Source organism: Halostagnicola larsenii XH-48 (assembly GCF_000517625.1).
In the GTDB taxonomy this organism is placed as follows: Archaea; Halobacteriota; Halobacteria; order Halobacteriales; family Natrialbaceae; genus Halostagnicola; species Halostagnicola larsenii.
On record NZ_CP007056.1, the window covers coordinates 367,948 to 394,749 of the forward strand.

The 26,802-nt window shown below is 54.6% G+C and carries 25 protein-coding genes and 6 pseudogenes; 20 read left to right on the plus strand and 11 right to left on the minus strand.

What is annotated here, in order from left to right; genetic code table 11:
• Positions 1-882: 882 nt before the first annotated feature.
• The 5 genes from HALLA_RS15595 to HALLA_RS15610 all read left to right on the plus strand — a co-directional run bounded on the left by HALLA_RS15595 (position 883) and on the right by HALLA_RS15610 (position 4,195).
• A complete protein-coding gene (locus tag HALLA_RS15595; protein WP_049954413.1) occupies positions 883-1,515 on the plus strand; it encodes a hypothetical protein in 633 nt (210 codons plus the stop codon).
• Between the two features lie 57 nt (positions 1,516-1,572).
• Positions 1,573-1,815, plus strand: coding sequence for a transcriptional regulator (locus HALLA_RS21760; RefSeq protein WP_394298875.1), 243 nt, complete (start codon positions 1,573-1,575; stop codon positions 1,813-1,815).
• Between the two features lie 192 nt (positions 1,816-2,007).
• Positions 2,008-2,715: a DNA-binding protein gene (locus HALLA_RS15600; protein WP_242406214.1), complete on the plus strand. Its 708-nt coding sequence runs from the start codon at positions 2,008-2,010 to the stop codon at positions 2,713-2,715.
• A 686-nt stretch (positions 2,716-3,401) separates the two neighbouring features.
• Positions 3,402-3,731 carry a ribbon-helix-helix domain-containing protein gene (locus HALLA_RS15605; RefSeq protein WP_049954414.1) on the plus strand — a complete coding sequence of 110 codons (330 nt, stop codon included), beginning with the start codon at positions 3,402-3,404 and terminating at the stop codon, positions 3,729-3,731.
• Positions 3,728-4,195, plus strand: coding sequence for a hypothetical protein (locus HALLA_RS15610; protein ID WP_049954415.1), 468 nt, complete (start codon positions 3,728-3,730; stop codon positions 4,193-4,195). Before HALLA_RS15605 ends, HALLA_RS15610 begins: the two co-directional genes overlap by 4 nt.
• 219 nt (positions 4,196-4,414) lie before the next feature.
• Here HALLA_RS15610 and HALLA_RS15615 read toward each other — a convergent pair whose 3' ends face one another.
• Positions 4,415-5,068, minus strand: coding sequence for a nucleotidyltransferase domain-containing protein (locus HALLA_RS15615; RefSeq protein WP_049954416.1), 654 nt, complete (start codon positions 5,066-5,068; stop codon positions 4,415-4,417).
• Positions 5,069-5,388: 320 nt separating this feature from the next.
• Here HALLA_RS15615 and HALLA_RS20085 point away from each other — a divergent pair.
• Positions 5,389-5,646, plus strand: a pseudogene (locus HALLA_RS20085) (IS200/IS605 family transposon protein TnpB); the annotation flags it as partial.
• Positions 5,647-5,712: 66 nt separating this feature from the next.
• Here the strand turns inward: HALLA_RS20085 and HALLA_RS15620 are convergent.
• Positions 5,713-7,122 carry a sodium:solute symporter family protein gene (locus HALLA_RS15620; RefSeq protein WP_049954417.1) on the minus strand — a complete coding sequence of 470 codons (1,410 nt, stop codon included), beginning with the start codon at positions 7,120-7,122 and terminating at the stop codon, positions 5,713-5,715.
• A gap of 143 nt (positions 7,123-7,265) precedes the next feature.
• Between HALLA_RS15620 and HALLA_RS15625 the strand changes: the two genes are divergently transcribed.
• Together HALLA_RS15625 and HALLA_RS21355 are read left to right on the plus strand one after the other, a co-directional pair.
• Positions 7,266-8,438, plus strand: coding sequence for a M24 family metallopeptidase (locus HALLA_RS15625; protein WP_049954418.1), 1,173 nt, complete (start codon positions 7,266-7,268; stop codon positions 8,436-8,438).
• A 123-nt stretch (positions 8,439-8,561) separates the two neighbouring features.
• Positions 8,562-8,684: pseudogene (locus HALLA_RS21355) on the plus strand (helix-turn-helix domain-containing protein); the annotation flags it as partial.
• 58 nt (positions 8,685-8,742) lie between these two features.
• Here the strand turns inward: HALLA_RS21355 and HALLA_RS15630 are convergent.
• Positions 8,743-9,279: pseudogene (locus tag HALLA_RS15630) on the minus strand (RNA-guided endonuclease TnpB family protein); the annotation flags it as partial.
• 1,904 nt (positions 9,280-11,183) lie between these two features.
• Between HALLA_RS15630 and HALLA_RS20705 the strand changes: the two are divergent.
• The gene (locus HALLA_RS20705; RefSeq protein WP_157231408.1) at positions 11,184-11,981 is read left to right on the plus strand and encodes a hypothetical protein; all 798 of its coding nucleotides are present in this window, start codon (positions 11,184-11,186) and stop codon (positions 11,979-11,981) included.
• A 19-nt stretch (positions 11,982-12,000) separates the two neighbouring features.
• On the opposite strand, the gene HALLA_RS21140 is transcribed toward HALLA_RS20705, so the two are convergent.
• Positions 12,001-12,192 carry a HalOD1 output domain-containing protein gene (locus HALLA_RS21140; RefSeq protein WP_339325755.1) on the minus strand — a complete coding sequence of 64 codons (192 nt, stop codon included), beginning with the start codon at positions 12,190-12,192 and terminating at the stop codon, positions 12,001-12,003.
• 179 nt (positions 12,193-12,371) lie between these two features.
• Here HALLA_RS21140 and HALLA_RS15645 point away from each other — a divergent pair, with 179 nt between their 5' ends.
• On the plus strand, positions 12,372-13,193 hold the full coding sequence (locus HALLA_RS15645; RefSeq protein WP_049954420.1) for an IS5 family transposase: 822 nt from the start codon (positions 12,372-12,374) through the stop codon (positions 13,191-13,193).
• A 47-nt stretch (positions 13,194-13,240) separates the two neighbouring features.
• Here the strand turns inward: HALLA_RS15645 and HALLA_RS15650 are convergent, their stop codons facing one another.
• Positions 13,241-13,420 carry a hypothetical protein gene (locus HALLA_RS15650; RefSeq protein WP_049954421.1) on the minus strand — a complete coding sequence of 60 codons (180 nt, stop codon included), beginning with the start codon at positions 13,418-13,420 and terminating at the stop codon, positions 13,241-13,243.
• Positions 13,421-13,625: 205 nt separating this feature from the next.
• Between HALLA_RS15650 and HALLA_RS21360 the strand changes: the two genes are divergently transcribed.
• The 3 genes and pseudogenes from HALLA_RS21360 to HALLA_RS21365 all read left to right on the plus strand — a co-directional run.
• Complete coding sequence (locus tag HALLA_RS21360) at positions 13,626-13,886, plus strand: MarR family transcriptional regulator (RefSeq protein WP_084569068.1); 261 nt, start codon at positions 13,626-13,628, stop codon at positions 13,884-13,886.
• Between the two features lie 358 nt (positions 13,887-14,244).
• Complete coding sequence (locus HALLA_RS15660; RefSeq protein ID WP_049954423.1) at positions 14,245-14,910, plus strand: HD domain-containing protein; 666 nt, start codon at positions 14,245-14,247, stop codon at positions 14,908-14,910.
• Between the two features lie 210 nt (positions 14,911-15,120).
• Positions 15,121-15,923: pseudogene (locus HALLA_RS21365) on the plus strand (ArdC-like ssDNA-binding domain-containing protein); the annotation flags it as partial.
• Positions 15,924-16,024: 101 nt separating this feature from the next.
• Here the strand turns inward: HALLA_RS21365 and HALLA_RS21370 are convergent.
• Both HALLA_RS21370 and HALLA_RS15675 read right to left on the minus strand, forming a co-directional pair.
• Positions 16,025-16,459: pseudogene (locus tag HALLA_RS21370) on the minus strand (nucleotide-binding protein).
• An 89-nt stretch (positions 16,460-16,548) separates the two neighbouring features.
• Entirely contained in the window at positions 16,549-17,499 is a 951-nt protein-coding gene (locus tag HALLA_RS15675; RefSeq protein WP_049954425.1) for a hypothetical protein, read from the minus strand.
• 188 nt (positions 17,500-17,687) lie between these two features.
• On the opposite strand from HALLA_RS15675, the gene HALLA_RS15680 reads away from it, so the two are divergent.
• Both HALLA_RS15680 and HALLA_RS15685 read left to right on the plus strand, forming a co-directional pair.
• Positions 17,688-17,915 (plus strand): orc1/cdc6 family replication initiation protein, encoded by a 228-nt coding sequence (locus HALLA_RS15680; RefSeq protein ID WP_049954426.1) that lies wholly within the window; start codon positions 17,688-17,690, stop codon positions 17,913-17,915.
• A gap of 38 nt (positions 17,916-17,953) precedes the next feature.
• Positions 17,954-18,169, plus strand: a complete 216-nt coding sequence (locus HALLA_RS15685; protein ID WP_049954427.1) for a hypothetical protein — start codon at positions 17,954-17,956, stop codon at positions 18,167-18,169.
• Positions 18,170-18,407: 238 nt separating this feature from the next.
• Here the strand turns inward: HALLA_RS15685 and HALLA_RS20110 are convergent.
• Positions 18,408-18,551, minus strand: a pseudogene (locus tag HALLA_RS20110) (zinc-binding dehydrogenase); the annotation flags it as partial.
• Between the two features lie 485 nt (positions 18,552-19,036).
• Positions 19,037-19,318, minus strand: a complete 282-nt coding sequence (locus HALLA_RS15690) for a hypothetical protein (RefSeq protein ID WP_157231409.1) — start codon at positions 19,316-19,318, stop codon at positions 19,037-19,039.
• Between the two features lie 486 nt (positions 19,319-19,804).
• Between HALLA_RS15690 and HALLA_RS21375 the strand changes: the two genes are divergently transcribed.
• The 3 genes from HALLA_RS21375 to HALLA_RS20710 all read left to right on the plus strand — a co-directional run bounded on the left by HALLA_RS21375 (position 19,805) and on the right by HALLA_RS20710 (position 22,406).
• On the plus strand, positions 19,805-20,479 hold the full coding sequence (locus tag HALLA_RS21375; RefSeq protein ID WP_242406215.1) for a hypothetical protein: 675 nt from the start codon (positions 19,805-19,807) through the stop codon (positions 20,477-20,479).
• A gap of 200 nt (positions 20,480-20,679) precedes the next feature.
• Positions 20,680-21,576, plus strand: a complete 897-nt coding sequence (locus HALLA_RS15700; protein WP_049954428.1) for a hypothetical protein — start codon at positions 20,680-20,682, stop codon at positions 21,574-21,576.
• A gap of 398 nt (positions 21,577-21,974) precedes the next feature.
• Complete coding sequence (locus tag HALLA_RS20710) at positions 21,975-22,406, plus strand: hypothetical protein (protein ID WP_157231410.1); 432 nt, start codon at positions 21,975-21,977, stop codon at positions 22,404-22,406.
• Between the two features lie 90 nt (positions 22,407-22,496).
• Here HALLA_RS20710 and HALLA_RS15705 read toward each other — a convergent pair whose 3' ends face one another.
• Together HALLA_RS15705 and HALLA_RS15710 are read right to left on the minus strand one after the other, a co-directional pair.
• On the minus strand, positions 22,497-22,766 hold the full coding sequence (locus HALLA_RS15705; protein WP_049954429.1) for a type II toxin-antitoxin system HicB family antitoxin: 270 nt from the start codon (positions 22,764-22,766) through the stop codon (positions 22,497-22,499).
• A 572-nt stretch (positions 22,767-23,338) separates the two neighbouring features.
• The gene (locus tag HALLA_RS15710; RefSeq protein ID WP_049954430.1) at positions 23,339-24,724 is read right to left on the minus strand and encodes an ATP-binding protein; all 1,386 of its coding nucleotides are present in this window, start codon (positions 24,722-24,724) and stop codon (positions 23,339-23,341) included.
• Between the two features lie 316 nt (positions 24,725-25,040).
• Here HALLA_RS15710 and dhaK point away from each other — a divergent pair, with 316 nt between their 5' ends.
• Together dhaK and dhaL are read left to right on the plus strand one after the other, a co-directional pair.
• Complete coding sequence (gene dhaK, locus HALLA_RS15715) at positions 25,041-26,030, plus strand: dihydroxyacetone kinase subunit DhaK (protein ID WP_049954431.1); 990 nt, start codon at positions 25,041-25,043, stop codon at positions 26,028-26,030.
• Positions 26,031-26,087: 57 nt separating this feature from the next.
• Complete coding sequence (dhaL, locus tag HALLA_RS15720; RefSeq protein WP_049954432.1) at positions 26,088-26,801, plus strand: dihydroxyacetone kinase subunit DhaL; 714 nt, start codon at positions 26,088-26,090, stop codon at positions 26,799-26,801.
• The last annotated feature ends 1 nt before the right edge of the window (position 26,802 follow it).

The window sequence follows — 26,802 nt, forward strand, 5'->3', positions numbered from 1 at the left end:
TACCATCGGGTCTACTCACGCGACTGAATCGGACTCATTGAGCGATTACAGTTCTAATTCACTAGATCGGTCACTCAAGGGTAAGGTCGTTCCAACCGGCGACGTGGATGCGTAGTGACGCCGTACCCGCTGGTTAGCCGATTTTCACACTGCACGGTCACTGAGTGAGTCTGCTGATTGCGGATCCCTGATTCACAACGTGGGACGACCATATCTCGATTTGATTTAACTACACTCCTCGCGGAGTTTCTCTGCTCGCCGGGCAATCTGGTTGAGGAACGGAAGGCGTTGTTGGTGCTAGGTTTCGTAGGCGACATGATCGAGACACTCATGATGAGATTGTACGTGTGGAAGCTGCTGCTGTCGGTTTACCGCATGCTATATCATGGATTGAGCCGGGCCGACCGGACGAGTTGGTGTACTTCCGGTTACCCTCTCAAGACGGTTCAAGCACCCCTGTCTCCTCGAGCACGGAGAGGTGGTGGACCGCCGTCGTCCCGTCCATCCCTATGCCGCGGCGAGTTCGCAGACGCGTACATCGGGCCCGGGTTAGCTCCCACACGATACGAAGTCGGGGATGCTCCCGAGGACGCCGATAAGCGATATACACCAGGTGGGCAACCGCCGTAATATAGGCGCCTCCGACGTGTCTGGGTTGACAAGCTCCGGTCCGACCGGTCGGGCGGGAGCCTTCCGCCCCGGACGCAAGCCGCCACTTACCCGTATGGAAGAGACGGTTGAGTTCCCCACCCAGGAGACGACGTCTTCCCCACCGGCTCAATCTTCCATCCGACTGGTTAAATAGAACTTCAATGCCATCAAACGCGCTTTGTGCCAGAAAGGCTCACATCTAATTTATCAACGGGGAACTAAGGGGAAGTGATGACGAACGATTCAACAGACAACTTTCAACCGACCGATGCAGTACAGGCACTGTCAGAGATTGAAGGCTACAGTGAGACACTCACTGCGCGTGCGTTCGGGTTGACCCTCATGACGTTTGCGTTCGCTATTGCTGGCATTCCAATATCATATTCGGTTGCCGATCCATGGCTTGCCAGCCATGAGTACGGCTCCTACTTACTGACAATCCTTTGGCTGCCTTGGATTGCTGGAGCCGTCATTCATACTTTGATAATTTGGTCAACTCACTCAATTACACTTGGCGAGGATCCGAATAGCGGAGCTGGTGGAGCTTTGGGTTTTGGACTCACAGTTCTCTATTTTCTGATCTCCGCAGGCGTTTATACCGTACTCGGTTCAACGACTATATCCCCTATCATAATGGGTATTTCAGGGGGGATCTTCACGATCTTCCTTGGACTGATCTTCTACATCCTATACCGAGCCGATTGGGTCCTGCTCCCACTGATTGCAGCAGGTGTGTTCATCATCATTGCAAACTTGCTGCTTCGTACCATCTCCATTACGGAAATTGGCGCAGGATTCTCGACCGGATTCATTCAAGGAGCTACGTATTTCATCACTGGTTGGGTAATGGTACTTCGAGGATAAACGATGGAGCTTTCTGAGGATCTCTCACTAATTCATCAACCTACCCGGTTACGGATCATGGGTTTTCTCTACCGATATCGGGATGTCTCATACACCCGTATCCGTAATCAGTTAGATCTCACTGATGGAAACCTTGCCACTCATACAGAGAAACTTGAAGACGCCGGGTATCTTGAAAACCGTCGTGCATGGGCTTCAGACGGGTTCGAAACACGCTTTCGAATCAGTCCAAGTGGTATCTCCGCCTTCCAACGGTATCTTGAAGAAATGCGGGAATTTTTCGATGAAGTTGACAATTAAAGTGTCTAACTCTACCCTATCAGTCGTGGGTAGCTGACGTAGCGGTGGTTAGTCGGTGACGTTCCGGATCGTCACACGACCAGCCGAGTGCGGCGACCTCCCTACAATTCGGACACTTGTAGATCGGAATCACGTCCAACCCGCGCTGGGACAGCGATCCGTCTCTCGGACCCTGTATCCACACTCGGCACAGTGAGAGCGTGCTATCGCTCACCCGGCTTCACGCGGTGTCGATTACTCCCACACTTCTGTAGTGAACTCCTCGAGCACGAAGAGCGGATCCAAGCTCGAGAGGCAGAACTCGAGTTGATCAGTGCCCAAGCCGAACTCGGTGGACAGGACGACCGGGCACGGCGGACGCGGGAAGTCGTCGAGCAGTGTGGTCGTGACGAACCAGACATCGTGGACCCTCGAGCGCGGCTGTCACAGGACGATCTCGCAGCAGTCAACCAACAGGCGATGCGGATCAGCGAGCGTATCGACGGCGGCTGGTCGCGGGCAGTCATCGCGAAGCGGTTGGCCGAGAAAGTAGAGGATGGGATGGCGGTGACGACGGCAGTTCTCGAGACGCTCGAGGAGGTGAAGGCCGAGTCAGGGACGATCGTCCCGATCGCGGATATCGCGGAGGTCCCGGTCGGAGAGGTGACGGTCGAAGGTGAAGTCGTCGAGCTCTGGACGCCTTCCTCCTCGAACATCCAGCAAGTCGGGCTCCTCGAGGACGAGAGCGGGCGGACGAAGTTCACGATCTGGCAGCGGTCGAATCAGACGATGGTTCGCGAAGGACAGACGGTCAGGTTCCGGGCGGCAGCGAAGAGCTGGTACCAGGGGCGATGCTCGCTCGCCTTGACGGGCTGGTCGCGTATCGAGTTCCCGGAACGCGGCCGGTGGTGGGACGAATAACTGGGGAAGTGCCCCCTTTTTTGCTGTGGGCCAGACCGACCCAGGCCCCGCCACCCCACCCTCCGCTCCGTGCTCGCTGCGCTGCGCGCGCAGCCACGACCGTGGACTACAATACTTCGCGCAGCAGGATTCTCGAGAGGCACTCGAGTCGCTCGGTGGGTTTGTTGGACGCCCGAAGGGGCGCGGAGCGAGGTAGTTGACATGCCAGTACAAGTTGCAGTGTCGGTGACGGACGTCGTATCAGACACAGATAGCTGTCCCGAGTGTGGGGCGGACGAACTCCGGTACGAACCACTGCTCGACTATGGAGGAAGGTACGACATCACTGCAGGGCTCACATGTGATGCGTGCACCTGGTCGAAGCGGTGTTCCGAACGGTACCCTGACTGCGGTGTGACGACACTCGTCAGCACCGACAGTGACACTCGAGACGAAAAAACGTGTGCGGCGTGCGAGTGGACAGGGTCGCTACGAGACGTGTCCATACACGGAGAGTCGTAGCGTCGCTCGCGAGGGCTCACGACTAGGTGGCAGTGGGTTCGGCTGTAGTGCCCGATCAGCCACTTCCCACCGCCCCACCCACCTCCACGTTCCGGGTTGTTCACTCCGTTCACAACTGGGCTTTCGCCACCGCACGAAAGCATCTTGACCACACATTTATCATGCTGTGCTACCATAGTATTACTATGAAATACGCCAATGTCAGCGTCAAGTTTCCCGAAGAACTTGATCAAGAACTTGAACAGTTCCTCGAAGAGACGGGCGTCTACACGAACAAGAGCGAGTTCATCAAGGAGTCCGTCCGTCGCCACCTGATAGAACTGAACAATGAGCCTGCAATCGCAGCGCTCCGCGTCGAACAATTATTCGCTCGCGCCGAGCAGGAACCGGTGAACGATGACGAACTACACGCTCGGCTCGACGACTTACGTGAACGTGTCGACGAGGAGGACGTCGCCAGCGCAGTCGAGGCCGCTCGCAAAGAAACTGCCGACGAGTACGCCGATCACGCGTGAAGATCCTTGATACGAATCTCTGGGTTTTCGGTACGCTAGAAACGAATGATCGGGCAACCCGGTTACTCGACGAAATTGAACAAGGGGAGACCGTATCAGCGATCAACGCCTACATGGTACAGGAAGCGCTCAACGCGTTCGACCGGACACCCGGATTGACTGCGACTGAACGAGACGAATTGAAGACGCTCTTTCTCACCCGACTCACCAGAATGACCGGGCTTATTGAAGCGCCCTCGAGTCGGGACGTAGCCGACTCACTACTTGATGAAAAGCGAGCCAACACTCAGATCAAACTGTTGGCCAGAATCACAGGAGTCCAACCAAAAGATATCCCGATCGCCGTCCTAGCATTCGAGCATCGAGATCGGGAACCGACGATTCTTACTAACGATGCCGACTTCGCCACGTTCTTGCCAACTGAGTACAACCTTCCAGAACTCACACTCATGCATATTGACTGAAAGCACTACACTCACTCCGCAGTCGATTCCCACGCCCAATAACTGTGTAGTGACCGTTTCGATCAAGTAGGAAGCTAGCGGCGTCGAGAAGTCGGCATGCCTTCCGCAGTTGAAGGACATCTGGATCGGAGACGTACTCGAGGCCAACCTCCGGATTCTCTGGCCTGCGCTGAAATGCGTCTTCAGCGTTCGCCAGCGCCTCCTCGAGTTCCGTCGAAGTCATTCCGTCACCCCGAAAATGTCGCGTCTCACTCGCCGAAGCGTCTCGCTCTCGAGAAGCGGGATACCCTCTTGGAAAATCGGTTGGAGGTCCGCTCCCCGATTGCGCGCACTCTCGGGTGACTCGACGAATACCTCGAACTCGTATCGATCACCGTCGATCTGTTCTTCTTCGAGCTCCCGAACGATGTCTGAGATGATTCGCCGTGCGGATACCACCTCCGTGTCGGAGACGAGGACGAACACGTCAATATCGCTCGCACGGTCAGCCTCACCGCGCGCGACACTCCCAAAACAGAGGATCCCAACGACCGAAGATAGTTGATCGTTGATTTCCTCGAGAAATTGCTTCACCGGTTCTCGAAACTCCGATTGCGGAATCTCGAGAATTGGATCGTCAGCGTCGTGTAGCCGCTGCTCGTCGATTCGATAGAGCGTCCGATTGCCTGTGTCGCGCCTAACTAGCAACTCCATCGCCACAAGCAGTGAGAGTGCCTTCGATACGCTCGGTCCTCCATACCCGGTCAGTCGTTGTAAATCTCGATTCGAAAACTCTTCGGATGGGTTGCGAGCGAGTATCTCGAGCGTATCATCCATCGCCGCGTACCGGAAGACTTGCTCGTCCGGAAGGGGTAATCGTACTTCGACGTTCATACGTTATATTAGATGTAATGCGTTATCCGACATATAATGATTCCTCCAAGCATTGCGGGTCAGACAAGAAACCAAATAGCGAGGTGAGACACTCTAGAGTTCAAAGATTCAATTCACAGTAAAATATCTGGCTCTGTTGAAATCCTATTAGCCAGACACTATCTGCAGTGAAACAGCCGGTAAGTAGGTATGCATAGTTATCAAGAGGGATCCGATGAGTACGCCAAACGAGTCCTTTTTCGTCGCCTGACAGATTTGATTTCGACTTGTATTACGGGCCCTGGCCAAATTGCCAGCGGATTGAGGATTTCAACAGAACCAAATGTCCCGAGTGTGGCAACCACAAGGAAACGGTTCTCCACGGAGATAAGCTGACGTGTCCGTGCGGATTCGAGGGGCACACCGACCTCACCGCGTCAGAGACGTTCCTTCGGGAAAACAGCGATACGGAAGTAAGGCCGATGGCACGGCCCGTGCGATTCGAGTGGGACGACCACGACTGGTCGGGGAAACCACACCCTCATGAAAGTCCCAAAGAAGTGCGCACGAACCCGCAAGTTGCCTCCGTAGGTCGATAGCCGAGCCCCAACGGAGGAATCCTCGCGCTTTAGCGCGGGGAGGATGTCAAGGCGAGATTTCCCAGTTCAAGCGCGCGTCGGCGACGGCGTCGACAGCGAACTCGTGAGGTAACTGACGAGGACGATGAGCACGCCGGCGACTGGTGCCGCGATGATTACCGCATCCAGCCCGTAGGGACTCCCGAAAACCGTATCCCAGGAGATTGCAAGCACAGCACCGGTGACCATCCCGACGAGACCGCCGATCTTGGTCAGACGCTCTCGCATCAGGAAAATCGCGAGTAGCGGCGGCGTGATCGCAGCCCCATAGGCCGTGTACGAGTACATCTGGATCTCGAGAATCGTCGGGAAATACTGCCCCAGGACGAACGCAAAGATACCGAGGACGACCACGAACGCGCGGGTCAGCCAGAAGACCTGTTGGTCGGACGCATCGGGATTAATGAACCCCTTGTAGAAGTCCTGGGAGAGGTTGGTACAGGCAGACAGCAGGTAGGAACTCCCCGTCGTGACGATAAACGCCGTGGCAGCGGCCAGCAAAATGCCACCGATCCAGGTCGGAATCTCTGTCGTCGTCGCGATCAGCGCCATTCCCGGATCGAGTTCGGGAAACATCGCTCGCGAGGCGAACGCGATGAGGGGGACCAGCGTCATGGTTGCGACCGCGCCCCCGAACCAGGCGATGAGTCCGGTGTTCGTCCCGTCGTCGGTTTCGCCGGCGATGATGCGCTGGTACATGTTCTGATCGGCGAGGATCAATAGCAACGGCGGGGCCCACAGCCCGAAGAACTCGAAGAACGAGAGGTTTCCGAGCGTGTCGAGGTGGGTCGCGGGGATGTTCGCGGTGATCCCGCTCCAGCCGCCGGCTTCGATGAGGACGAACGGGACTGCGACGATGAGTCCGACAAGCATCAAGAAAGCGCTGATCGCGTCCGTGTACGCGACGGACATGAGCCCGCCCATCGCAGCGAGTGCAATGATGATGACGGTTCCGATGAGCGTCCCCTGGGTAACCGGGATGCCGGTCGTGACGTTCAGTACGTATCCGAGTCCGGTGAACTGGTAGGAAACGATTCCGACGTATGCGAACGCGATGACGAGCAGGCTGATAATACGGCCCTCCTTGCCCAGCTCTTCCTCGATCATTTCGGGAACTGTCAGTTTGTTGAAGGCCCTGATACGCGGCGCGAGCGCTTTCAGGACACCGATACCGAGGAGCGATCCCGTACCGAGGATAATCGCGGGCCACAGCCCGTTGCCGTACGCCACTGAGTTCGCGCCGCCGGTCACCGTGCCGGATCCCATCCACGTCGCAAGCAGCGTTCCGGCAATGATCACCGCACCAAGACTTCGGCCGGCGACCATGAAGTCCTCCGCCGTGTTCGTTTTTCCGTACGCCCAGACACCGACGCCGAGCATCACGACCAGATACGCGGCGACGATGTACAGTAACGTCATGTTACTCTCGACTGCCATGGCGTGAGAATATGAGACACGGGTGTTAAATACCCTACCAACCAATTGTTCCAGGTCGATACATACAGATATCAAATATAAACGCGGCAAGACCGGCCTGGTCGGGTCCGGTTTTAATATTGCGAGCCGTCTGATGGCGTGTGATGGCAGACCTCACTATCTCCGAATCGGAACATCGCGAGCGAACGCGAACAGTGCTAGAGCGTGCCGACGCGAACGGTTACGACGGTCTCGTTCTCTTCGGATCGATAAACATTCACTACGTCAGCGGCATGTATCACCTGCCGACCGAACGGCCGGTCGCACTCGGGATCACCGACGAGCGCGTCGAGGCCGTCGTTCCGCGACTCGAACAGGAACACGCCTCCCGGGACGAGTTCATAATCGACGAGGTCACGACGTACTTCGACTATCCCCAGGGTGAGCCGATGGAGGCGGTCGCCGATATGTGTGCCCGACTTGGAATCGCCGATGGGAGCATTGCAGTCGATGTTGACGGGAGTCCGGCCCGAAACGGATACACCGGCCCCGCGCTCTCGTCGGTCGTCGCCGCGGATGTCGGTGTCGAGGAGTACATCACCGAGTTGCGCGAAACGAAAAGCGACCACGAAATCGAACTCATCCGCGAGGCGAGCGTCTGGGCCAATCTCGGCCATCGACTCCTTCAGGAGCGCATCAAGCCTGGCCGACGCCCCATCGAAGTCCGGGCGGAAGTCGAGGCCGAGGCGGTCAAGACGATGCTCGATACGCTCGGCAACCGCTACGAGATGCGGTCGTGGGCGAACCCGATGCAGTGTCTGTTCACGACCGGCGACGTGACGGCACGGCCCCACAGCATGGACCAGACGACGCGAATCGAACACGGAGACAACATCGTCACGATCGTCAAACCAAACGTCGGCGGCTACACGACCGAACTCGAGCGGACGATGTTCGTTGGGGAGGCCTCCGACGAGCAACAGACGTACTTCGAGATCATGAAGGAATCTCAGGAGATCGCGATCGACGCGATCGGACCGGGTGTCGAGTACGCCGCAATCGAGGAGGCCGTCGTCGACTACTACGAAGAGCAAGGCGTGGCCGAGTTCACCCAACATCATGCCGGCCACAACATCGGTATGCAGGGCCACGAACGGCCGTTTCTCGATGTCGACAGTAACGGTGAAATCCGCCCGGGCGAACTGTTCACCGTCGAACCCGGGTTCTATGTCCCCGATCTGGGCGGCTTTCGCCACTCCGATACGGTGCTTGTGACCGACGATGGAACGGAGACGCTAACGTACTATCCCCGCGATATAGAGAGTCTGATCGTTTGAGAAATCGCCGATACAGCGCCGGGATTCCTCACAAATTCCGAAGGTAGCTGCCCATACTCTTTTCAATCGATCTGATTAGTGGACAAAGCGTACCATAGAAGTCCTCGCCACAGACACAAAGACATGAGCCTGGAGCACGAGCTATCGAGTGTTCGATTAACCCTCGACCTCTGGCATCCGGACTGCTGGGCCATCGAAGCAACGGACCGAACGGGCGGCGGCGTCCTCGCACACGCGATCTTTGACATCCTCCCGCGCCTGAAGACGCGGGAATCCCACGGTACCGCACCGCTGAGTTGGGATATTAGGGTTTGCAGTCTCCCACCGCTGTCCGAGGTCGGAATCCTCGGGAGAGGTCATGAAGGTAGACTTCGGGCTGTGCCAACCAGCCGGTACTCCTATCCTCGTCCAAACTGGACGCAGACTCGGAGTTACTTTCGTCGTTAATGTTGAGACGGATGTTCTCCGCCCCATTCACGTCAGCGTTGAACGCCGTATCACACGATTCACAGACGTACAGCCCACGTTCAACACGCTGACTATCATCTTCTCGACCGCACACACAACACGTCTTGCTCGTGTCGCGCTCAGATACTTCTACGACTTCAATACCCGCAACCTTCGCCTTGTACGTGAGAATCTTCGTGAAGCGGTCGAACGCCCAGCCGTGTAGGTCGAGATTACCGTGTCGCCCCCAGTTTTTTGACTCGCCGTTTTCGTCATCTCGAACACCAGCGAGTTTACCGATGTTGATTCGACCCACGTCACGCTCGATACACTTCTCTACGATGTGTTTGGCGAGACTGTGAAAGAAGTGGGTGCGGCGTTCCGACCACTTGTAATCGTTGATGATTGGACAAGTAAATTCCCCCGGTCTATTTATCGGGCCCTTCTTAACAATGGATCCGATTGGGGTTCGCACGATGGTCGAATCGCACTGTTAATACCTTAGTAGTATAATCCAGATTTTGAGTACAATGAACAAACGGATTGTAATCGCATTTATCATTGGTGTATCAAATGCTATTATCGTCTACGTCAACGGATATTATCTTCTAAACTTAACCATGGACGCCGAAGGAATACAACTGACCCTATATAAAAAATTACAAATGGGTGGGATGTTTATTTTAGGAGCAGGTTCCTCTTATCTACTTCTGCGATATACGCTCTTGCTACCAATCACACTAACAGCGATATTCACTGGATACAGCCTTTATGACCATGTTTCACCCTCAATGGAAGGCTTCACATCGCTCTATCTCGGAGTATGGTTTATATTTGTTATTTTCGTCACCATTGTTGCTATCATTGAGTATAGCACGCGAAGAGGCCTTTCTTTCTATTCACCAGGGTCGCTGATATAAGGTGACTCCTCATCTACCTGTATTCCTGTAGACTGTTCCATAGCTCTTCAGACAATTATTCAGCAACCAGTTTCTAGGCATGTTCAGTGAGCCATAGTCGACTTACTCGTAGTAGACTGAAGACCCGAACAGTGCGACGGCGATGAGGAAACCGCATGGTTCCGGCAGCCGTGATCGGTGGTCAAGGACATCAGAAGGGGTGGCTGCGGTTTCCTGCTTGGGTCCTTGTTCGAGACAGTTGTCTTTGAGGGCACTGATAGGAGGAAAGCCTGCTAAGTCCCCACGAATGGATGGAAGACGTGGCAAAGGCTAACAACTAGACAGCGCGATAGAAGTGAAATTCACAGAAGAACGGAATCAGAGTTAGATTTCCAATAGGAATTAGTATATCAAACTGGCGAGAAGATTGATACCATTGCTCTCGAGAGTGAGATATGCGAACGGGAGGATGGGGGGAATCTGTTGTTGCCAACAGATCGATGATCACCATATCGCCACTTCTTCCCGAACGCATCTTTCAGACACACGTTCCATCCCACTCAGACTCGAGTTCGTGCGTCCGACAGTTTATATAGGAAAGTGCGGCCAGACACCTCCATGTCCGGAGAATGAGACGATGATCTCCTGATCGCGGTGGCACTGACTCGATTTTCCGTCCAGTTCGAAGGGGCAGATCTCGAGTTGAGCGAGTATGCATGGCAGTTAGCCGCTGACCGGCTCATTGAGTATGATGTAGAACCGTGTACTGCTATTGAGGAACTGCAGATCGGGGACCACTAGTTGATGAATGAGTTTTCAGCAGAGCCAGAATCAGGTGCAGTCAGTACGAGGAACATGGTTCTGCTCTGTTTCTACCCGTTGGAACCCCAATAGTATAAGTGACTACCCGACAACAATCAAGATGGAAACCGCACTCCAAGCAGCCGCAGGGGGCATGCGCCGAAATGCCCCAGGTGTTCAAGGCACCTGAGGCGCGGTTTCCAACCCACGAGGGTTCGAAACCATGTTTGCGTTGATTCTACCGAGATATAAACGTCTCGCACGACAGCCGTACCGCTATCAACTAGCTGGCGCGCCCAAAAAGCTGCGCTGGAGGGATCAATGAGCGGCCAGTCACCGAACGAAGACGAGGGCAAACCGTCGTTTCTGCCGCGGTGTCCGCGGTGTGACACGCCGGTTACTCGGGTCACGAGCCGCGGGCCGATGGAGCATATCTGCTCGCCATGTGGCTGTCAGGTCGGTTCACCTGACCTCTAAGTAAGCGCTCGAGGATAGTCAATTAGCCTCGAGTGGTTTTGTTTGAGATGTAGCCCAACGTATCCAGCGATTTACTACCGCTATCCCAAAAGCACTTACCAAGTCATGTGAGAAGAGATGCATGAAGCGACGAACTCTCTTAGCCAGTCTTGGGGTAACTTCTGCGAGCGTTGCAGGCTGTGTGAGTACTATTGCTCCATCTAGTAGTGAAGATAGTAGCAGTGACTTTGAGGCATGTGGAGAACCGATTCTAGTCTTCAGTAAACTACCTGATGCCGTTAAACATGAAGTAGAGACTGCTTTTGAGGAGGGAGAATATCACGCAGATGGCGAGTTGCTCTATGAACAAGTAGCCGGAGACTCAGTCCAAGCACTCAGAAGAAATGATTTCTACTACGACTCGCATATAAACAAGAAGCTGCTTGGTGGGAAGACTCTCTCGTTTACACAAACGACGATGACTCATGATTCGCCTGTAGATCTTGAGATACGGAATACGAGGGACGGTGATTGGAAAGGGACTGTGAAGGTTACTGATGTAGATGGCGGGATTCTTGTCTTGGAAGAAAACGTGACAATTGAATCGTATCCGACTGACCCAGAGAAGCGCCGTGTGGATCTCACTGATGAGCGTATCAAACAGTTCTCTGTTACCGACGAATGGGGAGAGTATAGGATTTCCCTCTCCGCGAATCAAGCGGAATATGATACGTATGACGCGTCACGCGAGGATAGCTATTTTCTGGAAGGGACCATCGGGATGTACGGAGGACACCACTTACGTGTTGTACTCAACGAAGACGGAGCAGAACTTGATGACGAACTCGGACGGAAGTCCACCGAAGAAAACAACTCGAGTCCTGAGCAACCGTGCCTTTGGAACGAAACGAACGAAGTCGTAATGGGTTCGGCTGAGTGAACCAGCACTAGCGACGATCCTACTCCAACGCGCTATCAGATCCTGTGGAAAGGACGGTGACGGTATCCGATGTCACAGCGAGTCGAATGCCTTCAACAGTAAATCGGATTTCAATATCCCCATTCGAGGAAGTACACACTTGCTCGAGTGCCTCAACGTCGACGTAATCGTACAGCTGGTAGGAATTAGGATCAAGACCACATGCTTCCAAAGTGTCGACGATTTCGATGATCAGCTCGGTTGATCGTCCCTATCCACTTGCCGGTGATCATGCCATTGAATCGATGTAGACTCAGAATCTGCAATGTTTAAAGGTTTGGAGATGATTATAGAAGCTCGGCTCTGTTGAAATCCTCAGGGAGTTACATGTTTGCCGTGTAATTCGATGAGATGAAGGCCCTCCCGAAGTCGCAGATTCTCCGGTTTACTGAGAAGGCGATCCATCTGGCACGCCGAGCGGTTTCTCGATACTCCTCGAAATTTTCCAAACACCGCTACACACTCCCCCAGCACGTTGTTCTGCTGTGTCTCAAAGTTCGGAAGAACACGACCTATCGTGGCCTGCTTGACGAATTAATCGAGATGCCACGTATCCGTCGTGTTCTCGGGCTAGCTGAACTTCCTACGCCATCAACGCTCTGTAAAGCGTTCAATCGGCTTGATATGGCTGTATGGCGTGTTATATTGACTCTCTCAGCATCGCTACCTCCGACGAGCGGCGTCGTTAGCGTTGATGCGTCAGGATTCGACCGCAGTCACGCCTCAAAACACTACACAAAACGAGCTGAACTCACGATTCAGCAGCTCAAAGTGACGTTACTGGTCGATACGAAAGTGAATGCAATCCTCGATCTACACGTGACGACGACACGAAAACACGATAGCCAGATCGCCCCGTCGTTGATCAAGCGCAACCCCGAGGATATTGGCATTCTACTTGGTGACAAGGGCTACGACGACCAGAAGATCAGGCAACTTGCCCGGCAATACGAGGTTCGTCCACTGATCAAGCATCGTGAGTTCACATCGCTCCACAAGGCATGGAACGCACGCTTAGATACTGATCTCTACGGCCAGCGGAGTCAATCCGAGACTGTCAACTCAACGCTAAAGCGAAAATACGGTGCGTTTGTCCGGTCACGACGCTGGTGGAAACAGTTCCGTGAACTCACAATCGCCTGCCTCATTCACAATGTAGACCGATCACTCTGAGCGGTCAATACAAAATAAGGACGCTTCGTTCTGTAACCTGTGAAGGCTCAATCCTCCGCTTGATTGTCGAGGTAGTTGTTTATCGTCATCGGAGTAATGACAGCCACCAATATTAGAAGGCCTATCCTCACTTCGTCCGGGAGTTCGGTAAAATAGAACGTAGCTGTGTGGAGAGCAAATCCTACAAGCACGAAGACTACGATTATTTTGTTTTCTCGTGAGACCATACTCTGTCTTGAAGTGTAAGATGAATAAATATACTGGCTCTCTGCCTGATTAAACGACGAGCGCCCTATACCGCACTCTTCAGCGACCGGCTGTTTCAGACGATTATATGTCTGAAGAAGAGGATTTCAACAGAGCCAGAAGCTCTTAGATTCTATGGTTGACGGATCGCATCGTGGATAGGTGTCGGCGCAAGCAGCAGTGAGTATGCGCTTTGATGCCGACTGGATGTCACGCGCCGATGATCGGATTCTCGAGCATCTCGCTGATGATGGTCCTGATACGCCCAAAGAGATGGCTGACAGCGATCGTGTGCGCTTCTCCCGCCAACACATTAACGCTCGGTGCAAAAAACTCGTCGGATATGGGCTTCTTGTTCACCTCGGGAACGGTGTCTATGATATTACTCGTGAGGGAGAACACTATCTCGCTGGCGAACTCGATGCTCGAGACCTCGAGCTCGAGTAATGGGGTAGCTTTCAAATTCGCTAGCCCCCTCACGCCGTCTTCTATACTGAACAGTAACTCTGTGGGTACACCAACCGAATCAGAAATCAAGAATCGCCAGTACTTCTATACAGTTGATTGATATCGTTTGGTCCATCTACGATGACTGATCAGCATTGTACAGAGGAAGTGACCATCCAATGCACGCAGTGTGGGGCGATCTATCCTGCGCTCCGACTATCTGGTGGAAAGCTAACGCGAGATTGTAATCAGTCAGTTTGTCGATGTGGGAACAAATCGTTTACCGAGTTAAACAGCGACGACTGAGTAGTATGTTCTTCAAAATTACTAAGCGCCCCGCTGTAATTTTCTGGAAGTAATGCCTTCCAGATTAGGCTCCCTTGCCCGAGAGTTGTCGCTCCCATACTATGAGGACGCCTTCCCCGCACACGATATTTTCCATGCGAAACGAGTACGTGATATCTCACTCCGGCTTGCGGACGAGCACCCTGACAGTGTTGACCGAGAAGTGCTGGCTTCAGCAGCGTGGTTTCACGATATCGGGCGTCCACTCGAACGCATCGGGGAAATTGACGACCACGACGAATGGGCGGCTAACGAAGCCACAACCCTTCTTGAGAATGAAGACGTGACAACCCGCCGGATCACAGCTATCGAGCACTGTCTGCGGGCACACAGCATCCGGGCGAGCTCTCCTGACCCAGAAACTATCGAGGCTAAATTGCTCTTCGATGCTGATAAGCTGGATGCGACTGGCGCTGTCGGAATCGTTCGACTCGCCTGTATCATCGGTGAGCGCTCAGGGCGCACTGGTAATCAGTATGCAGTTATAGATGACAAAACGACACTTAGCGTAGATCACGCCGAAGTGCCGGATATCGATCTCGTATACGAGTGGGCACGTGAGCGCCTTGATGCGTTGCAGACTGACCCAGGCCGACGCCTTGGAGAGTCACGATGGGACTTTATGGAGAACTTCTTTACTCAGTTCACTCACGAAATTGATGCAGGCCCAAAAAAGTAAGACAGCTGTACGTTCCGCAGAGGGCGTCAAACCGCTCTTTCTCTGAGAGGGTTAATAAGGCCGTTAGAGAGGTACTTCGGCTAATAGGATGGATGAAAGACCGGATATTGACAGTCAACAGCCTCGGCTAATTCGCTTCGAACGGAGATGTTTGTCACCCCTCAAGGGCTGAGGGGCGTTCGCCGAATGGAGCATCCCTCGTCGAGAACAATGACTTCGAGCGACTGCTCAGCGGTGTCCTTCGATAATTCGGATACCAGACGGGACGAGATGCATAGCACGATGGAAGCCTGGGCCGAAGACCTTGTCGAACAAATCGACGAGGCGGTCTCGAGCGACCAATTCCAAGAATGGCTCGACATCCAGAGTCACTTCCACGATTACTCCTATCGGAACACACTCCTCATTACTCGCCAGTGTCCTGAGGCGACTCGAGTCGCGGGCTATCGGACGTGGCAGACAGAGTTCGACCGGCACGTGAAAGAAGGCGAAACGGCGATCTGGATCTGGGCGCCGATCATCGCCAAGCAATGTCCTGAGTGTGAGAACTCACCGTCGTACCATGAGCGGAGTGACTGTGAGTACGACGAGACGCCACCCGAAGCGTGGTCGAAAGGCTTGGTCGGCTTTCGGCCTGCCCCAGTCTTCGACATTTCTCAGCCCAAGGAGAACCTCTCCCCGAACTCGAGACTGACGCAACGGGGAAAGCCGACGAACTGGTGCCAGCACTCCTCGAGGGATCGAAAGCACTGGAAGTCGATGCCGAGGAAATCTCGAAACCAGCGTGGACGCACGGCGACGCTGAGGGGATTTGCCAGTATCGATCTCCTGCAGAACAGCCACTCGTCAAAGTACAGAATCGGGAGAATAGCGCAGCTCTCGCTGTCACACTCGTTCACGAGTACGCTCATGCACTCTTACACGGTGATGTCGACGAGACCGAGCGCTCGAAACGCGAACTCGAGCTGTCGTCGTTACCCAGACGAGCGACCACTACGATTGGAGTCGATTCGAGAAAGTAAATCGCCTCGGGAAGGGCTAATCGACATACGGTTTTTGAGTTCACGACAGGCAGTAGACGAATCAGTTCCGGCCCGGGTCATGGTCCGTCATTTTACTTAGGGTATACAGTCAATGCTGGGAAATATGTCTCGTAGAAGGCGTTATCGAAGCTGACCAATGCATCTCCGTCGACAGTCGCATGTCCACCAATGACAAAGTCCGCAGCAATATGCTGACGCGGTGCAAGATCCTCACTACACTCCTCACAACGGACGGTCTGTTTCGTCCCGCAAGACGGGCATTGAAGTCCATCTGGACGCCGAACAGTATACTTGGAATTGCTCACCTGCTCGGAATAATGCCTCTCGTGATGGTTCAACGAGCTGAATACTGAAGTCCTCAAGAAACTGATCGAGTTCTGATGTGGTATCGAAGTGGCTATCTGCTGCGAGTTCAGCGTACACCAGTAGTGTAATAACGACCCGCCCTCCCTGTAGACGCGACGAAGTTCCGCTTCACTTTTGTTGGTATATTCGTCTTCGTACAAAAGAGCGTGTCATAGAAAGACCCAAAGGTGGTTTGTTTCAACACCTTCTGATCGAATTATCCTGCTATAAAAGAGGTAAGGTCCTGAGATTACTCGGGATTGATAACGAATGTTGGGCCGCCACCTTCAACCGAGAGGTTGTCATGATTACCGACTTCAAAGGTCGTCTCATCTTCAACAAGATCCGCGAATGCGGAGATTCCGTTAATCGCTGCGTCAGCAACGAGATCTCCCTCATCACTCAATATTTCCTCACCGAAGTCAGCACCCGCCTGCAGTGCCATATACACTCGCGCGATTTTCTGAAGCGACGTAAGGTTAACAGTAGAGAGTTTGTCCGTAACCTTTACTGCCTGATCCCAGGCTTGATCAGTGAAATTGATGAGATCGACGAGGTCCTGCAGCGTATAATCAGGCGTCGCGAAATAGTATGACTGCGACACCTGATTGCCGCCACTTGGAGTGATGTCTGAATCGCTGAAATCAAATTCAAGTTCTAATTCAGTCGTTTGGAACAACGGATTGAAAGCGCTGTCATCGTAGCCGATAATGGATGTTGACGATCGGGTAGTGTTTTGTTCTGGGCTATCGATGTCAGTCCAGACTTCACCACCCATTGAGTTTGCGACCATCCCATCGTCTGTGTACGTCTTTAAGGTGTATGTGTAGGAGACCGTTCCAAATTCTGATGAAGACGCATTCGAGTGCCATGCGTGGTCAAAGGATAGTTTCAGCCCCCAATCATTTCCTGCCACATTACTATATTGATCCACAGGTATCCATGCTCCCGAAAGATCCCCTGGCCGTGCTATCGCCTGAGGAGTGTATTCATCATCGTCAGGAATCCAAGCCGTGTCCCCGTCTTCGATGACTAGTGGGAAAACTGCCTGGAAATAAAAGTCGAGGTCTCCGGAAGCGCTAACAGTTGGTGCACCAGCTATGGTGAGCCCCGTCGCACTTGCTGCCCCAATACCTTTGAGGAACGTCCGACGGTTTGTATCCTCGGTCCCGCTATATTTCATGGGTTTGTTAATTCCCATGATCCTGACGTTCAGAATTACAGTAAAGTAATTTTTGTATGTATTATGGGAACATGTTAGAAGTACTAGTATTGAATGGCTATTTCCTCTAGCAACCTTATTTTGTTTTGAGAATTGCCAGGGTCCAGGCCAGAACAGTCATAAATATTACCACTTCGATTATGTGAGTGTCGTACATCCGGGTAGGTATGATCGTGGACCAGGACGCTCTCGAGCTGAAAAAAGCAACCACCACGGAGTTAATTGTCCATCGAAACAGCGAGATCAACACGCTATTGAGTATTTTCGAACCTGTGACGAACGGCCACCAGACTAGCGGTGCGTTCATCTATGGACCGCCGGGTTTAGGCAAGACCTGTGCCGCAAACGTACTTCTCAATGAGATCCGGAGACTACTGTTACTGAAGATGGGATAGCGGTGAGCCAATCGAAACGGCGTACATCGACTGCTACAATGGCAAGTCCTGACGGCAACGTCTATCAAGAACTTCTCGAGACGCTCGGTGAAGGGCCAGCCCGGACGCGCCCCTCCGCTGCGACCGACCAATTGCGCCGGCAGACACTCGACACAATTGACGGGCACCTAATCGTCGTGCTTGACGAGGCCGACCAGATCGGCGAAAAGGATGTGCTCAAATCAGTGAGGTCGGTCATCTCAACGACGTACTAGCAACTTCACGATCAACCCGCATAAGAATATTCCCCGATAGGGAGTTAAATTGATTTGAGGAGATTCATCTCGAGGGGAGCATCTGAACACCCAAAGACCTGAATTACTGAGTGAGAGAGATCTCCTCCACACGGGTCTCTCATCTATAGGTTCCTGAAATTTTAGCCGTCAGTATCAGACGAAGTCGGCTGCTTCAGAACGTATACTTCGATACCGCCGTTTCCGCTGCTACCAACAGCTATTCAACCGTTACGACGACTTTCCCCTGATGCTCGCCCGCCTCGAGGTGTCGGTACGCCTCGCGGACCTCGTCGAAGTCGAACGTGCGGTCGATCACCGGTTCCATCTCCGTCGCGGCCATGGCTTGGTTCATCCGGTCGAACCGTCGCAGCGGAGAGAAAACCCAGAACGGGATTGAAACTTGTGGGCCGGATCAGCCCTCACAGCCGCCAGCATGTCGCAGCGGAGAGAAAACCCAGAACGGGATTGAAACAACTTGACAACGAGGTACTGGTCCCGTTCGGCACGTCGCAGCGGAGAGAAAATCCAGAACGGGATTGAAACTTCAACGTCGTTTCATCGTCGCTCACCAAGACGACCGTCGCAGAAGGGAGAAAACCCACCAAGGATTGAAACACGGACCATGCTATGGAGCGATTGAATCTGACGATGGGGCTCAGAAGCCAACTGTACGAGCGGTATCAGGTGGCTGAGAGCGGCTTGAGGTCACTTGTGTCAAATTCTTCATTAAGATGATTCTCTTACTCTTCAGTAATCCCGAGACAACGCATGATTCATTCGAATAAATCGCACTCCGCAAGAACAAAGTAGCGATTATAAATTGGTAAGATGCGGAATCGATTATCTCTACTCAGTCGATTCAAACTCAGCATCAATAATTGCTTTAAGCTGATCAGATTCTCGATCATATTGATCGATATGATCTAACGCAATCTCACCCCGAGAAGTGATTTCATAAACGCCTCGACCGATATTGCGAACGAGGTCGTAGTCCTCCAGCTGATTTAGCCGTTTTGTGACTGTCTTCTTGTGGCGGTCGATTTCATCAGCGATGTTTGCGCCGAGATTACGGCCGTCTTGCAGCTCCTCGAGGATCAGTCGGTCTGTCGGGAGCTGCAACAGCATCATCGAATCGGAAACAGGGGACATATATGATACTGTTGGTAGCATTGTACTTGGAACCATTAGTAGGTTACCTATCGGATGCTACTACCAGTAGTATTATTAGGAATCCGCCTAGACTGTCGCGTGGAGATCGTCCCACAGGACTCGCGAAAGGTCCGACGTGGTGCAACACGTCGGGATGGCCTCCATCCGGCCTTCAGTCAAGGCCCTCTCAGAGACCATGCGACAAGATAGCCTCCGAGCCAATAACTGTAGGGCTCATGAGTCAGGAGTATCGACTTCCCATCATAATCAGCGCGACACCCCGGACGACACGCAGAAAACGCACCCGCGTCACACCGCAGGTGCACGGACGAGAGATCGTACACCCCCTACTCGTCCGTTTACACAGTTTTCCGCAGAGAGACCTAAAGCCCGCGCTACCGACCACGACGAGTTCATCGTCGCCGGCGAGGACGCAGTCATCCTCGAGCCAACGGGTGACCGCTGATGGGCCGCGATCGCTCCCAGCAGCGGCCCTCGAAATACGTCGTCCCCACGGGTTCGGGCTACCTCGGAACCTACACCGTCAGCACTGACCGAACGGTGACGATCTCGACGGCCGCCCTCGGCGACCGCGACTGGCCGACCGACACCGCCTACGCCATCATCCACGACGACGGCGTCGTCCTTGTCCCACGCGATGACACCACCGACCCGCTCGCTGAGTACACCCTCTGCAGGCGCTTTACTGGAGCCCGCATCGCGGTCGGTCAGGCCGTCATCGATGCGCTCGAGCTATCGCGCGGCGACGACGTCCGGGTCTACGACCTCGAGATCACTGACGGGGAAGACGGCCTCCTGCTCGTTGACGCCGATGACGACCCGCGGATCGCGACCGACGGCGGACACGACACCACAGCCGAGCACGCTCTCGAACTCACGCTCGAGTATACGACGATCAACGACCGCCGGCGTCGAATCACTATCGTCCCAGACACCGGCGGCGAAGCCTGGCGAATCACCCACGAGATCCGCAACGGGGAATGGCGCGAAACTGGCCGCGAGCCGATTTCGGAACTCGCACTCACTCTCAATTCCAGCGACTACTCGAGATCGTTTGCGACCGACCAACGCCGTCACACCGGCGACGAACTGCTCGAGCAGCGCGGTGAGAAGCAATGACGGACGCAGTATCAGCACCAACGCGTTCACTCCCCGAACCGCGTCTCGAGGACGATACCCACCCTCCCACTGGGCCTGACGCTGTGGGCTAGCTGCCCGTTTTGGGTCGTTCCCTCCATCCCGCAGTGTCGCCGCCACCTAAGGCCGCTGTCGTCCGGTAGCGCTCGCCAACCAGTCCACCCACGATCCCCCACAGAGCGATGTCTCCATCCACCAGCAATTCGACGACCGAACAGCACCCAGACCACCGCAGCGAGAGTTTCGAGGCCCTCGAGAAGCGAATCGACGCGCTCGAGGCCGAACTCGAGCGCAAAGACGACCGTCTCGCAGATCTCGAACAAGAGTGCGATCGCCTCGACAATCGAACGGCCACACTCGAGGAGCGCGTTGCTGACCTCGAATCCGAAACCACCCGTCTCGAGAACATGGTCGAGGCCGCGTTGAAAAAGGCCAGCGCAAACAAAGAGCGCGTGTCAGAGCTCCAGTCTCGCGAACTCGAGAAGGGCGCACACCTACTTGAGGAAACGGTCGACGCGCACGCCGTCAACGTCCTCGATGGCCGACTTGAGAGATTGACGAAAGACGACGGGAATAGGTATTATCGCGTGCCCGACAGCGCGGACCCACTCGAGCGCGGTGGGACCGTGTCGCTCGCCTATGGCGACCTCCTGCCGATTCAACAACTCGCGAAGATGGACGAAGAGATGCGTCGATCAGCAGCGAACGCGCTTCCGACGCGGTTGGCTGCGAAACTCTGGAATGCTCGAGTCGACGACAGCGTCGGTGACAACCCGTGGAAGACCGGCTGCAAAGACGTCGCCGAGTACGTCAAAGCGAGCGACCTGAAACACTGGATCCGGCGGCAGGAAAGCGGCATCAGCGAGACGTACGCGAAGAAGTTGGTTTCGCGGACGATCGATGCTGTGCTGGATCTTTCGAAGAATCGGCTGGCCGTTCGCAAACGAACGGAGCGAAAGAACGGCCTCGAGTACACCGAACGCCGCCTCGTGTTACCTGCGGATGCTGCAATTCCTGGTGAAAGCGGGTCACGTACCGAGCAAAACGGAGACCCGAAGACAGGTGGTGTCCACGGGTAGGCCTGTCTCCGGCAACCGAATCCCCCTCGAGAGAGACTCCCCTCTTCAGGATTGATCCAATTACGACCCGATTGCGGATGGTAGTATGGGTTCGGTAGCTGGTGGTCTCTCCTCGAGCGGTCATCGGCGGTTATACGCAGAGACCCAGGAGAATGCCGCTTCCAAAGACAACGGATGTCCACGGTCGGTACGGTCCCAGATACTGCCCACAGTTCGTACCCAGAGAACGTTAATGTGGTTCGTGACGATTCATCTCCACCCGACTCATAGGGATCAGCAGACTAGTTCATATCGACTCTGTTGAAACCCTCAATAGTTGATACGCACCGGAAATAACAGGTATACTATTTTCATGTATATTTGGCAAGACATTTATATATTGTTGGGTGATTGATCATATGTTCACTCGCCGATCCCTACTCATCACAGTAAGCGCTCTTGGCACTGTAAGCTTGGCTGGTTGTTCTGCCTTCAGCAATAGAGGCACCACTAACCACAAACTGAGGGTGATAAACGGAAGTCAGGAACAACATTACTTCTCAATCACTGCTACCAATGAAGATGGCGAAGCAATATTCGAGGAAACTCTTGACCTTGAGGGGGGTACTGCCGATGAAGATCTAGTAATCGAAGGGACTCCTGCAGAGATTTCGGTTACTATCGATGACAGCGAACCAGAGACACTCCCATGGGATCCCCAAACAGGTGTCGGAAATCATTCTGGAGAGTGTCCTGGAGAGAATACGCTCAGCTTGACGATATGGTATGAACAGATGGACGGAGACGGCGTGAAACCAATTTTTGGTTGCGAATATGTTCAAGATCAGTAAAATCTCGTCAACCGATATAGCTCTGGTCTGGCAACGTCTTTCATCACGTCGTCGCCAGAGTATGTCCGCCTCGACATCTCGAAATCGGGCCTACTGAAATTCCTCTGGCAGTGATTCCCCAGAGACGTTCTGTTCGGGATCGACATCGAGGTTCCGGAGTTCCGCGTCTGTTGGCTCTCGGCCCTCACCGTTGTAACCAGCGACCGCTTCGTCGAGGTTTTCGAGCGCTTCCGTTCGTGTCTTGCCCTGACTGGTGACGCCGGTCGCTTCGTCCGTTGCGACCCACCACTCGCCTTCCTCGGTGAGCGTGATCGTCGTCTCGGGCTCGAGGGCACCGTTCGAGCCAATATCAGTGCTCACGGGCTGTGATATGCTCGGTGGATGGTTAAGCGTTCGGTCGCTTGCTCTCCAGCACCGTTCAGTCCCTCGAGCGTCAGTTCCGGACTGTTCGGTGTTAACCAACGAGTTCGAATTTTTGTCTGAAATGTTGGTTAAGGCACGTCGCTGTTCTCGATCACGCCTTCACCCGATTGGTAAGGAGGACCTCAGCCTGTGGAACGTTTCCCGGCGGCCCGCAGAACACTACGTGCTGGTTGTGATGTGAGAAGACTACTGGTTTGAGACTGCGAAAGCGGAACGTCACATCGACATTCACCACCAAGCCTACGACCACACCCGTACGAATACAACACTCTTGACACCAAAGAGGCCAACATCGATTCGGCGTATCAGCATCAGAAACGACTCACCGAGTGGAAAGACAAGTGGCTCGTGTTCCCGAAGTCCATTCGAAGGTCTTGCAGAAGACCGTCAACGCTTCTACTACAACCTCTCAAACCTCTTCAAGAAGAAGCAGACTGGTCAGATGATTTAATGACAAGCCCCGCGCCACCGTGCGCGAGGCAATTGACATAGAAATTACCGCGAGAATATCACTCACTCAGTTGTGTGATATCTTCAAGATCGAATAGTCGCAGATCATCACGTTCCGACACCGCCTCCTGTACGGATCGAGTCGCACCACTTCGTGTAAACAATGCGTATTTGGTCTCGACGTCACCGGTATTCGGTGTCCAGCGGATTTCCGCAGCGTGATCTTCGAGTGTGGAGAGTGCGCTGTAGTCCAGCGGTGAATTCGTGAACTTACACTCTCCCACAGTCATCGTCCCGTCTGCGGTGAAGCCGACGACATCAACCTCGTGTTCCTTATACCACCAGCGGCCGAGATCAATAAATGTCTCCTCGGGGTATAGCTCTGGAAGCATCTGCTGACAGAGCGTCTCGAACTCCGGACTTACGAAGTCCGGAAGTTCCGGTTTGATGACTGCCTCGTAGACGTCTTCACCGAGCCGTTCGTACCGATCTTCCTTTCCATAGACGAAGCGGAACCAGAACCGGAACAGGGGATCGAGAATTCGATACCGGCCACGGCGTGACTTTGCTTTCTCTTCGGTGATCGGGACCTCACGCTCAATGAGCCGCAATCGCTCTAACTTCTGCGTGTACGTCGAAATTTGCTTGCCGTCGATTCCCACCGCTTGGGCAATCTCGTTTGATGTCGTCTTCCCCGCTGCAATCGCAGTGAGGATCGCGAAGTACCGGTTCGGATCTGTAAGTTCGGTTCGGAGCACGTACTCCGGCTCGTTGTGGAGATAGCCTTTCTGCGAGAGCACCTCGTCTGTGAGGACTTTCTCGAGATTTTGACCCAGATCGATGCCATCGAGGTAGTATGGAATGCCACCGAAGATACCCCATGTGAATATTCGCTCCTCAGGAGTGTAGTCCTCCGGAAGGAACTCCCGTGTCGCACTAAACTCAAGGGGGCGAAGGTCGAGCTTCTGAGTGAATCGGCCGTAGAGCGGACTGTTGCCCAAAAGCGTTGCTTCTTCCATCATACTGATCGACGACCCGACCAGGATGAGCGTTCCCGCGGTGTTCTGTAATCGCTGATCCCACAACCGCTGAATGACCGAGGGAAGACTGTCGTCGGCGTCAACGAGATACGGGAATTCGTCGAGAACGACGATTCCATCTTGTTCTCCGAGGTAGCCGAGTAGCGCCTCCCAGTTTTGCTTGATCTGTGTGATTCCGGGAAAACTCTCGGATGCCACGTCGACAAACTCGTCGAGTTGTATCTGCGAAGTGGTCTCCGTAGCCTGATATATGACGGCGTCGTCCCGGTCAGAGAGTGAGTGTTGGACTAGCTGTGTCTTTCCGAGTCGTCGCCGTCCGAAGATGACGACCATCTCGGCCTCGTCCGACTCGTAGCATCCGCGAAGTCGCGAGAGTTCTTCGTCCCGATTCACGAAGCGGTTCATACGTCTACTCCGTGACCAGGATGGATAATTCTTCCGAGTAGCCTATTATTGAATAGCCTAATATGAAATAGGCTATTTGAGAATTCATAGCTATACAGCCGAGAGGATTCAAGTTGAGATCGATCCACTGTCGAAAGCAGAGATAGTCGAGTTAGCTGGCAATTAGGATTGAGTTCCATTGACATCCTCCCCACCCTAAAGGGCGAAGCTTTCGCCTCAAATTTTCCGTAACCTCGGTCGAGGGCCACCACCGGGGGATACATAATCCGTTCTAAATAAGCGTTTTATATACGTTCGAGAGATATGTACGTATGGTATGAAGAAGCTTATCAATGACCCGGAAAACGTAGTAGACGAGATGCTCGACGGGATGGTCTCGGCGTACCCGGACCAACTGCGTCGACTGGACGGGACGAACGTACTCGTTCGGAATGACGCCCCCGTCGACGACAAGGTCGGGATCGTCAGCGGCGGTGGGAGCGGCCACGAGCCGACCCACGCCGGCTATCTCGGCGACGGGATGCTTGACGGCGCGGCGGCGGGGGAGGTGTTCACGTCGCCGACCGCCGACGAGATCAACGAGATGATCCAGGCCTGCGACGCCGGCGAGGGCGTTCTCTGCGTCGTCAAGAACTATGAAGGCGACGTGATGAACTTCGATACCGCGGCCGAGATGGCTGCGATGGAGGACGTCGACGTCGAGCAAGTCGTCGTCAACGACGACGTCGCCGTGGAGGACTCCACGTACACGTCCGGTCGACGCGGCGTCTGCGGCACGATCTTCGTCCACAAGGTAGCGGGGGCGGCAGCGGAGCGCGGCGAGGACCTCGACGAGGTCCGGCGCGTCGCGGAAAAAGCCGTCGACAACGTCGGGACCATGGGAATGGCGCTCACCTCGTGCGTCACCCCGGAGAAGGGCGAGCCGACGTTCGACCTCGGCGACGACGAGATCGAGCTTGGTATCGGCATCCACGGCGAACCCGGCGTCGAGCGCACCGACATGATGGACGCCGACGAGATCGCCGCGGCGCTAACGACGGCGGTCCTCGAGGACGTCGAACCCGAGGGGGAGGTCGCCACGATCGTCAACGGGATGGGCGGCACGCCGCTGTCGGAACTGTTCATCGTCAACAGGGCGGTACAGGACCTCCTGGAAGACGAGGGCATAGAGACGTGGAATACCTGGGTGGGGGAGTACATGACGTCGCTCGAGATGGCCGGCTGCTCGGTGACGGTCCTCGACCTCGACGACGAGCTCAAGGGTCTACTGAGCGACTCGGCGAATACGCCGGCGTTCAAGGTGTGATCGGTCGGGCGATCTGGACCCCAAAGATATTATTACTGAGTGGATGTACCACGGATCATGGCTTCTCGAGAGACGGAGTGCGAAGCGATTCTGGAAGCGGTCGACCGGATCGCCGCCCGGATAGAGTCGGAGAAAAAGCACCTGACCGACCTCGACTCGGCGATCGGCGACGCCGACCACGGGGCGAACCTCGACCGAGGGTTCAAAGCCGTAGTCGAAACGCTCGATCAGAAGGAGGACGCCGACGCGCAGGACCTGGTGAAGACGGTGGGCACGGCGCTTATTTCCGAGGTCGGGGGGGCGTCAGGACCGCTCTACGGCGGCTCCTGTATGCACGCGAGTCAGGAACTCGAAGCGGGGATCACCGCCGAAACGACCGTCGCGTTCGCCGAAGCCTACCTCGAGAAGCTACAGGACAGGGGCGGTGCCGAGGTCGGCGACAAGACGATGGTCGACGCGCTGACGCCGGCGGTTCACACTTACAAGAAGTCGATCGAAGTGGACGACCTCCCCCCGCTGGAGGCGCTGGCGAAAGCCGTCGACGGGGCCGAACGGGGCGTCGAGTACACTGTCCCGCTCAAAGCGGCCAAGGGCCGCGCCTCCTATCTCGGCTGGCGATCCGTCGGTCACCAGGATCCCGGCGCGACGAGCACGCTACTGATTCTGGAGGAACTGCTCGCCACCGCCGAGGAGTACCTCGACGGCGATGTCGACGTCGACGCAACGTCGCCGACGATCCCCGACGAGGATCCGGAGGAGGTGGAGGAGTAAA

Coding starts and splice junctions, on each gene's coding strand:
- HALLA_RS15595 (WP_049954413.1), top strand. CDS start 883: ATGACGAACGATTCAACAGACAACTTTCAACCGACCGATGCAGTACAG.
- HALLA_RS21760 (WP_394298875.1), top strand. CDS start 1,573: ATGGGTTTTCTCTACCGATATCGGGATGTCTCATACACCCGTATCCGT.
- HALLA_RS15605 (WP_049954414.1), top strand. CDS start 3,402: ATGAAATACGCCAATGTCAGCGTCAAGTTTCCCGAAGAACTTGATCAA.
- HALLA_RS15615 (WP_049954416.1), bottom strand. CDS start 5,068: ATGAACGTCGAAGTACGATTACCCCTTCCGGACGAGCAAGTCTTCCGG.
- HALLA_RS15620 (WP_049954417.1), bottom strand. CDS start 7,122: ATGGCAGTCGAGAGTAACATGACGTTACTGTACATCGTCGCCGCGTAT.
- HALLA_RS15625 (WP_049954418.1), top strand. CDS start 7,266: ATGGCAGACCTCACTATCTCCGAATCGGAACATCGCGAGCGAACGCGA.
- HALLA_RS20705 (WP_157231408.1), top strand. CDS start 11,184: ATGAAGCGACGAACTCTCTTAGCCAGTCTTGGGGTAACTTCTGCGAGC.
- HALLA_RS15645 (WP_049954420.1), top strand. CDS start 12,372: ATGAAGGCCCTCCCGAAGTCGCAGATTCTCCGGTTTACTGAGAAGGCG.
- HALLA_RS15650 (WP_049954421.1), bottom strand. CDS start 13,420: ATGGTCTCACGAGAAAACAAAATAATCGTAGTCTTCGTGCTTGTAGGA.
- HALLA_RS21360 (WP_084569068.1), top strand. CDS start 13,626: ATGCGCTTTGATGCCGACTGGATGTCACGCGCCGATGATCGGATTCTC.
- HALLA_RS15660 (WP_049954423.1), top strand. CDS start 14,245: ATGCCTTCCAGATTAGGCTCCCTTGCCCGAGAGTTGTCGCTCCCATAC.
- HALLA_RS15675 (WP_049954425.1), bottom strand. CDS start 17,499: ATGGGAATTAACAAACCCATGAAATATAGCGGGACCGAGGATACAAAC.
- HALLA_RS15680 (WP_049954426.1), top strand. CDS start 17,688: ATGATCGTGGACCAGGACGCTCTCGAGCTGAAAAAAGCAACCACCACG.
- HALLA_RS15685 (WP_049954427.1), top strand. CDS start 17,954: ATGGCAAGTCCTGACGGCAACGTCTATCAAGAACTTCTCGAGACGCTC.
- HALLA_RS15690 (WP_157231409.1), bottom strand. CDS start 19,318: ATGATGCTGTTGCAGCTCCCGACAGACCGACTGATCCTCGAGGAGCTG.
- HALLA_RS21375 (WP_242406215.1), top strand. CDS start 19,805: ATGGGCCGCGATCGCTCCCAGCAGCGGCCCTCGAAATACGTCGTCCCC.
- HALLA_RS15700 (WP_049954428.1), top strand. CDS start 20,680: ATGTCTCCATCCACCAGCAATTCGACGACCGAACAGCACCCAGACCAC.
- HALLA_RS20710 (WP_157231410.1), top strand. CDS start 21,975: ATGTTCACTCGCCGATCCCTACTCATCACAGTAAGCGCTCTTGGCACT.
- HALLA_RS15710 (WP_049954430.1), bottom strand. CDS start 24,724: ATGAACCGCTTCGTGAATCGGGACGAAGAACTCTCGCGACTTCGCGGA.
- dhaK (WP_049954431.1), top strand. CDS start 25,041: ATGAAGAAGCTTATCAATGACCCGGAAAACGTAGTAGACGAGATGCTC.
- dhaL (WP_049954432.1), top strand. CDS start 26,088: ATGGCTTCTCGAGAGACGGAGTGCGAAGCGATTCTGGAAGCGGTCGAC.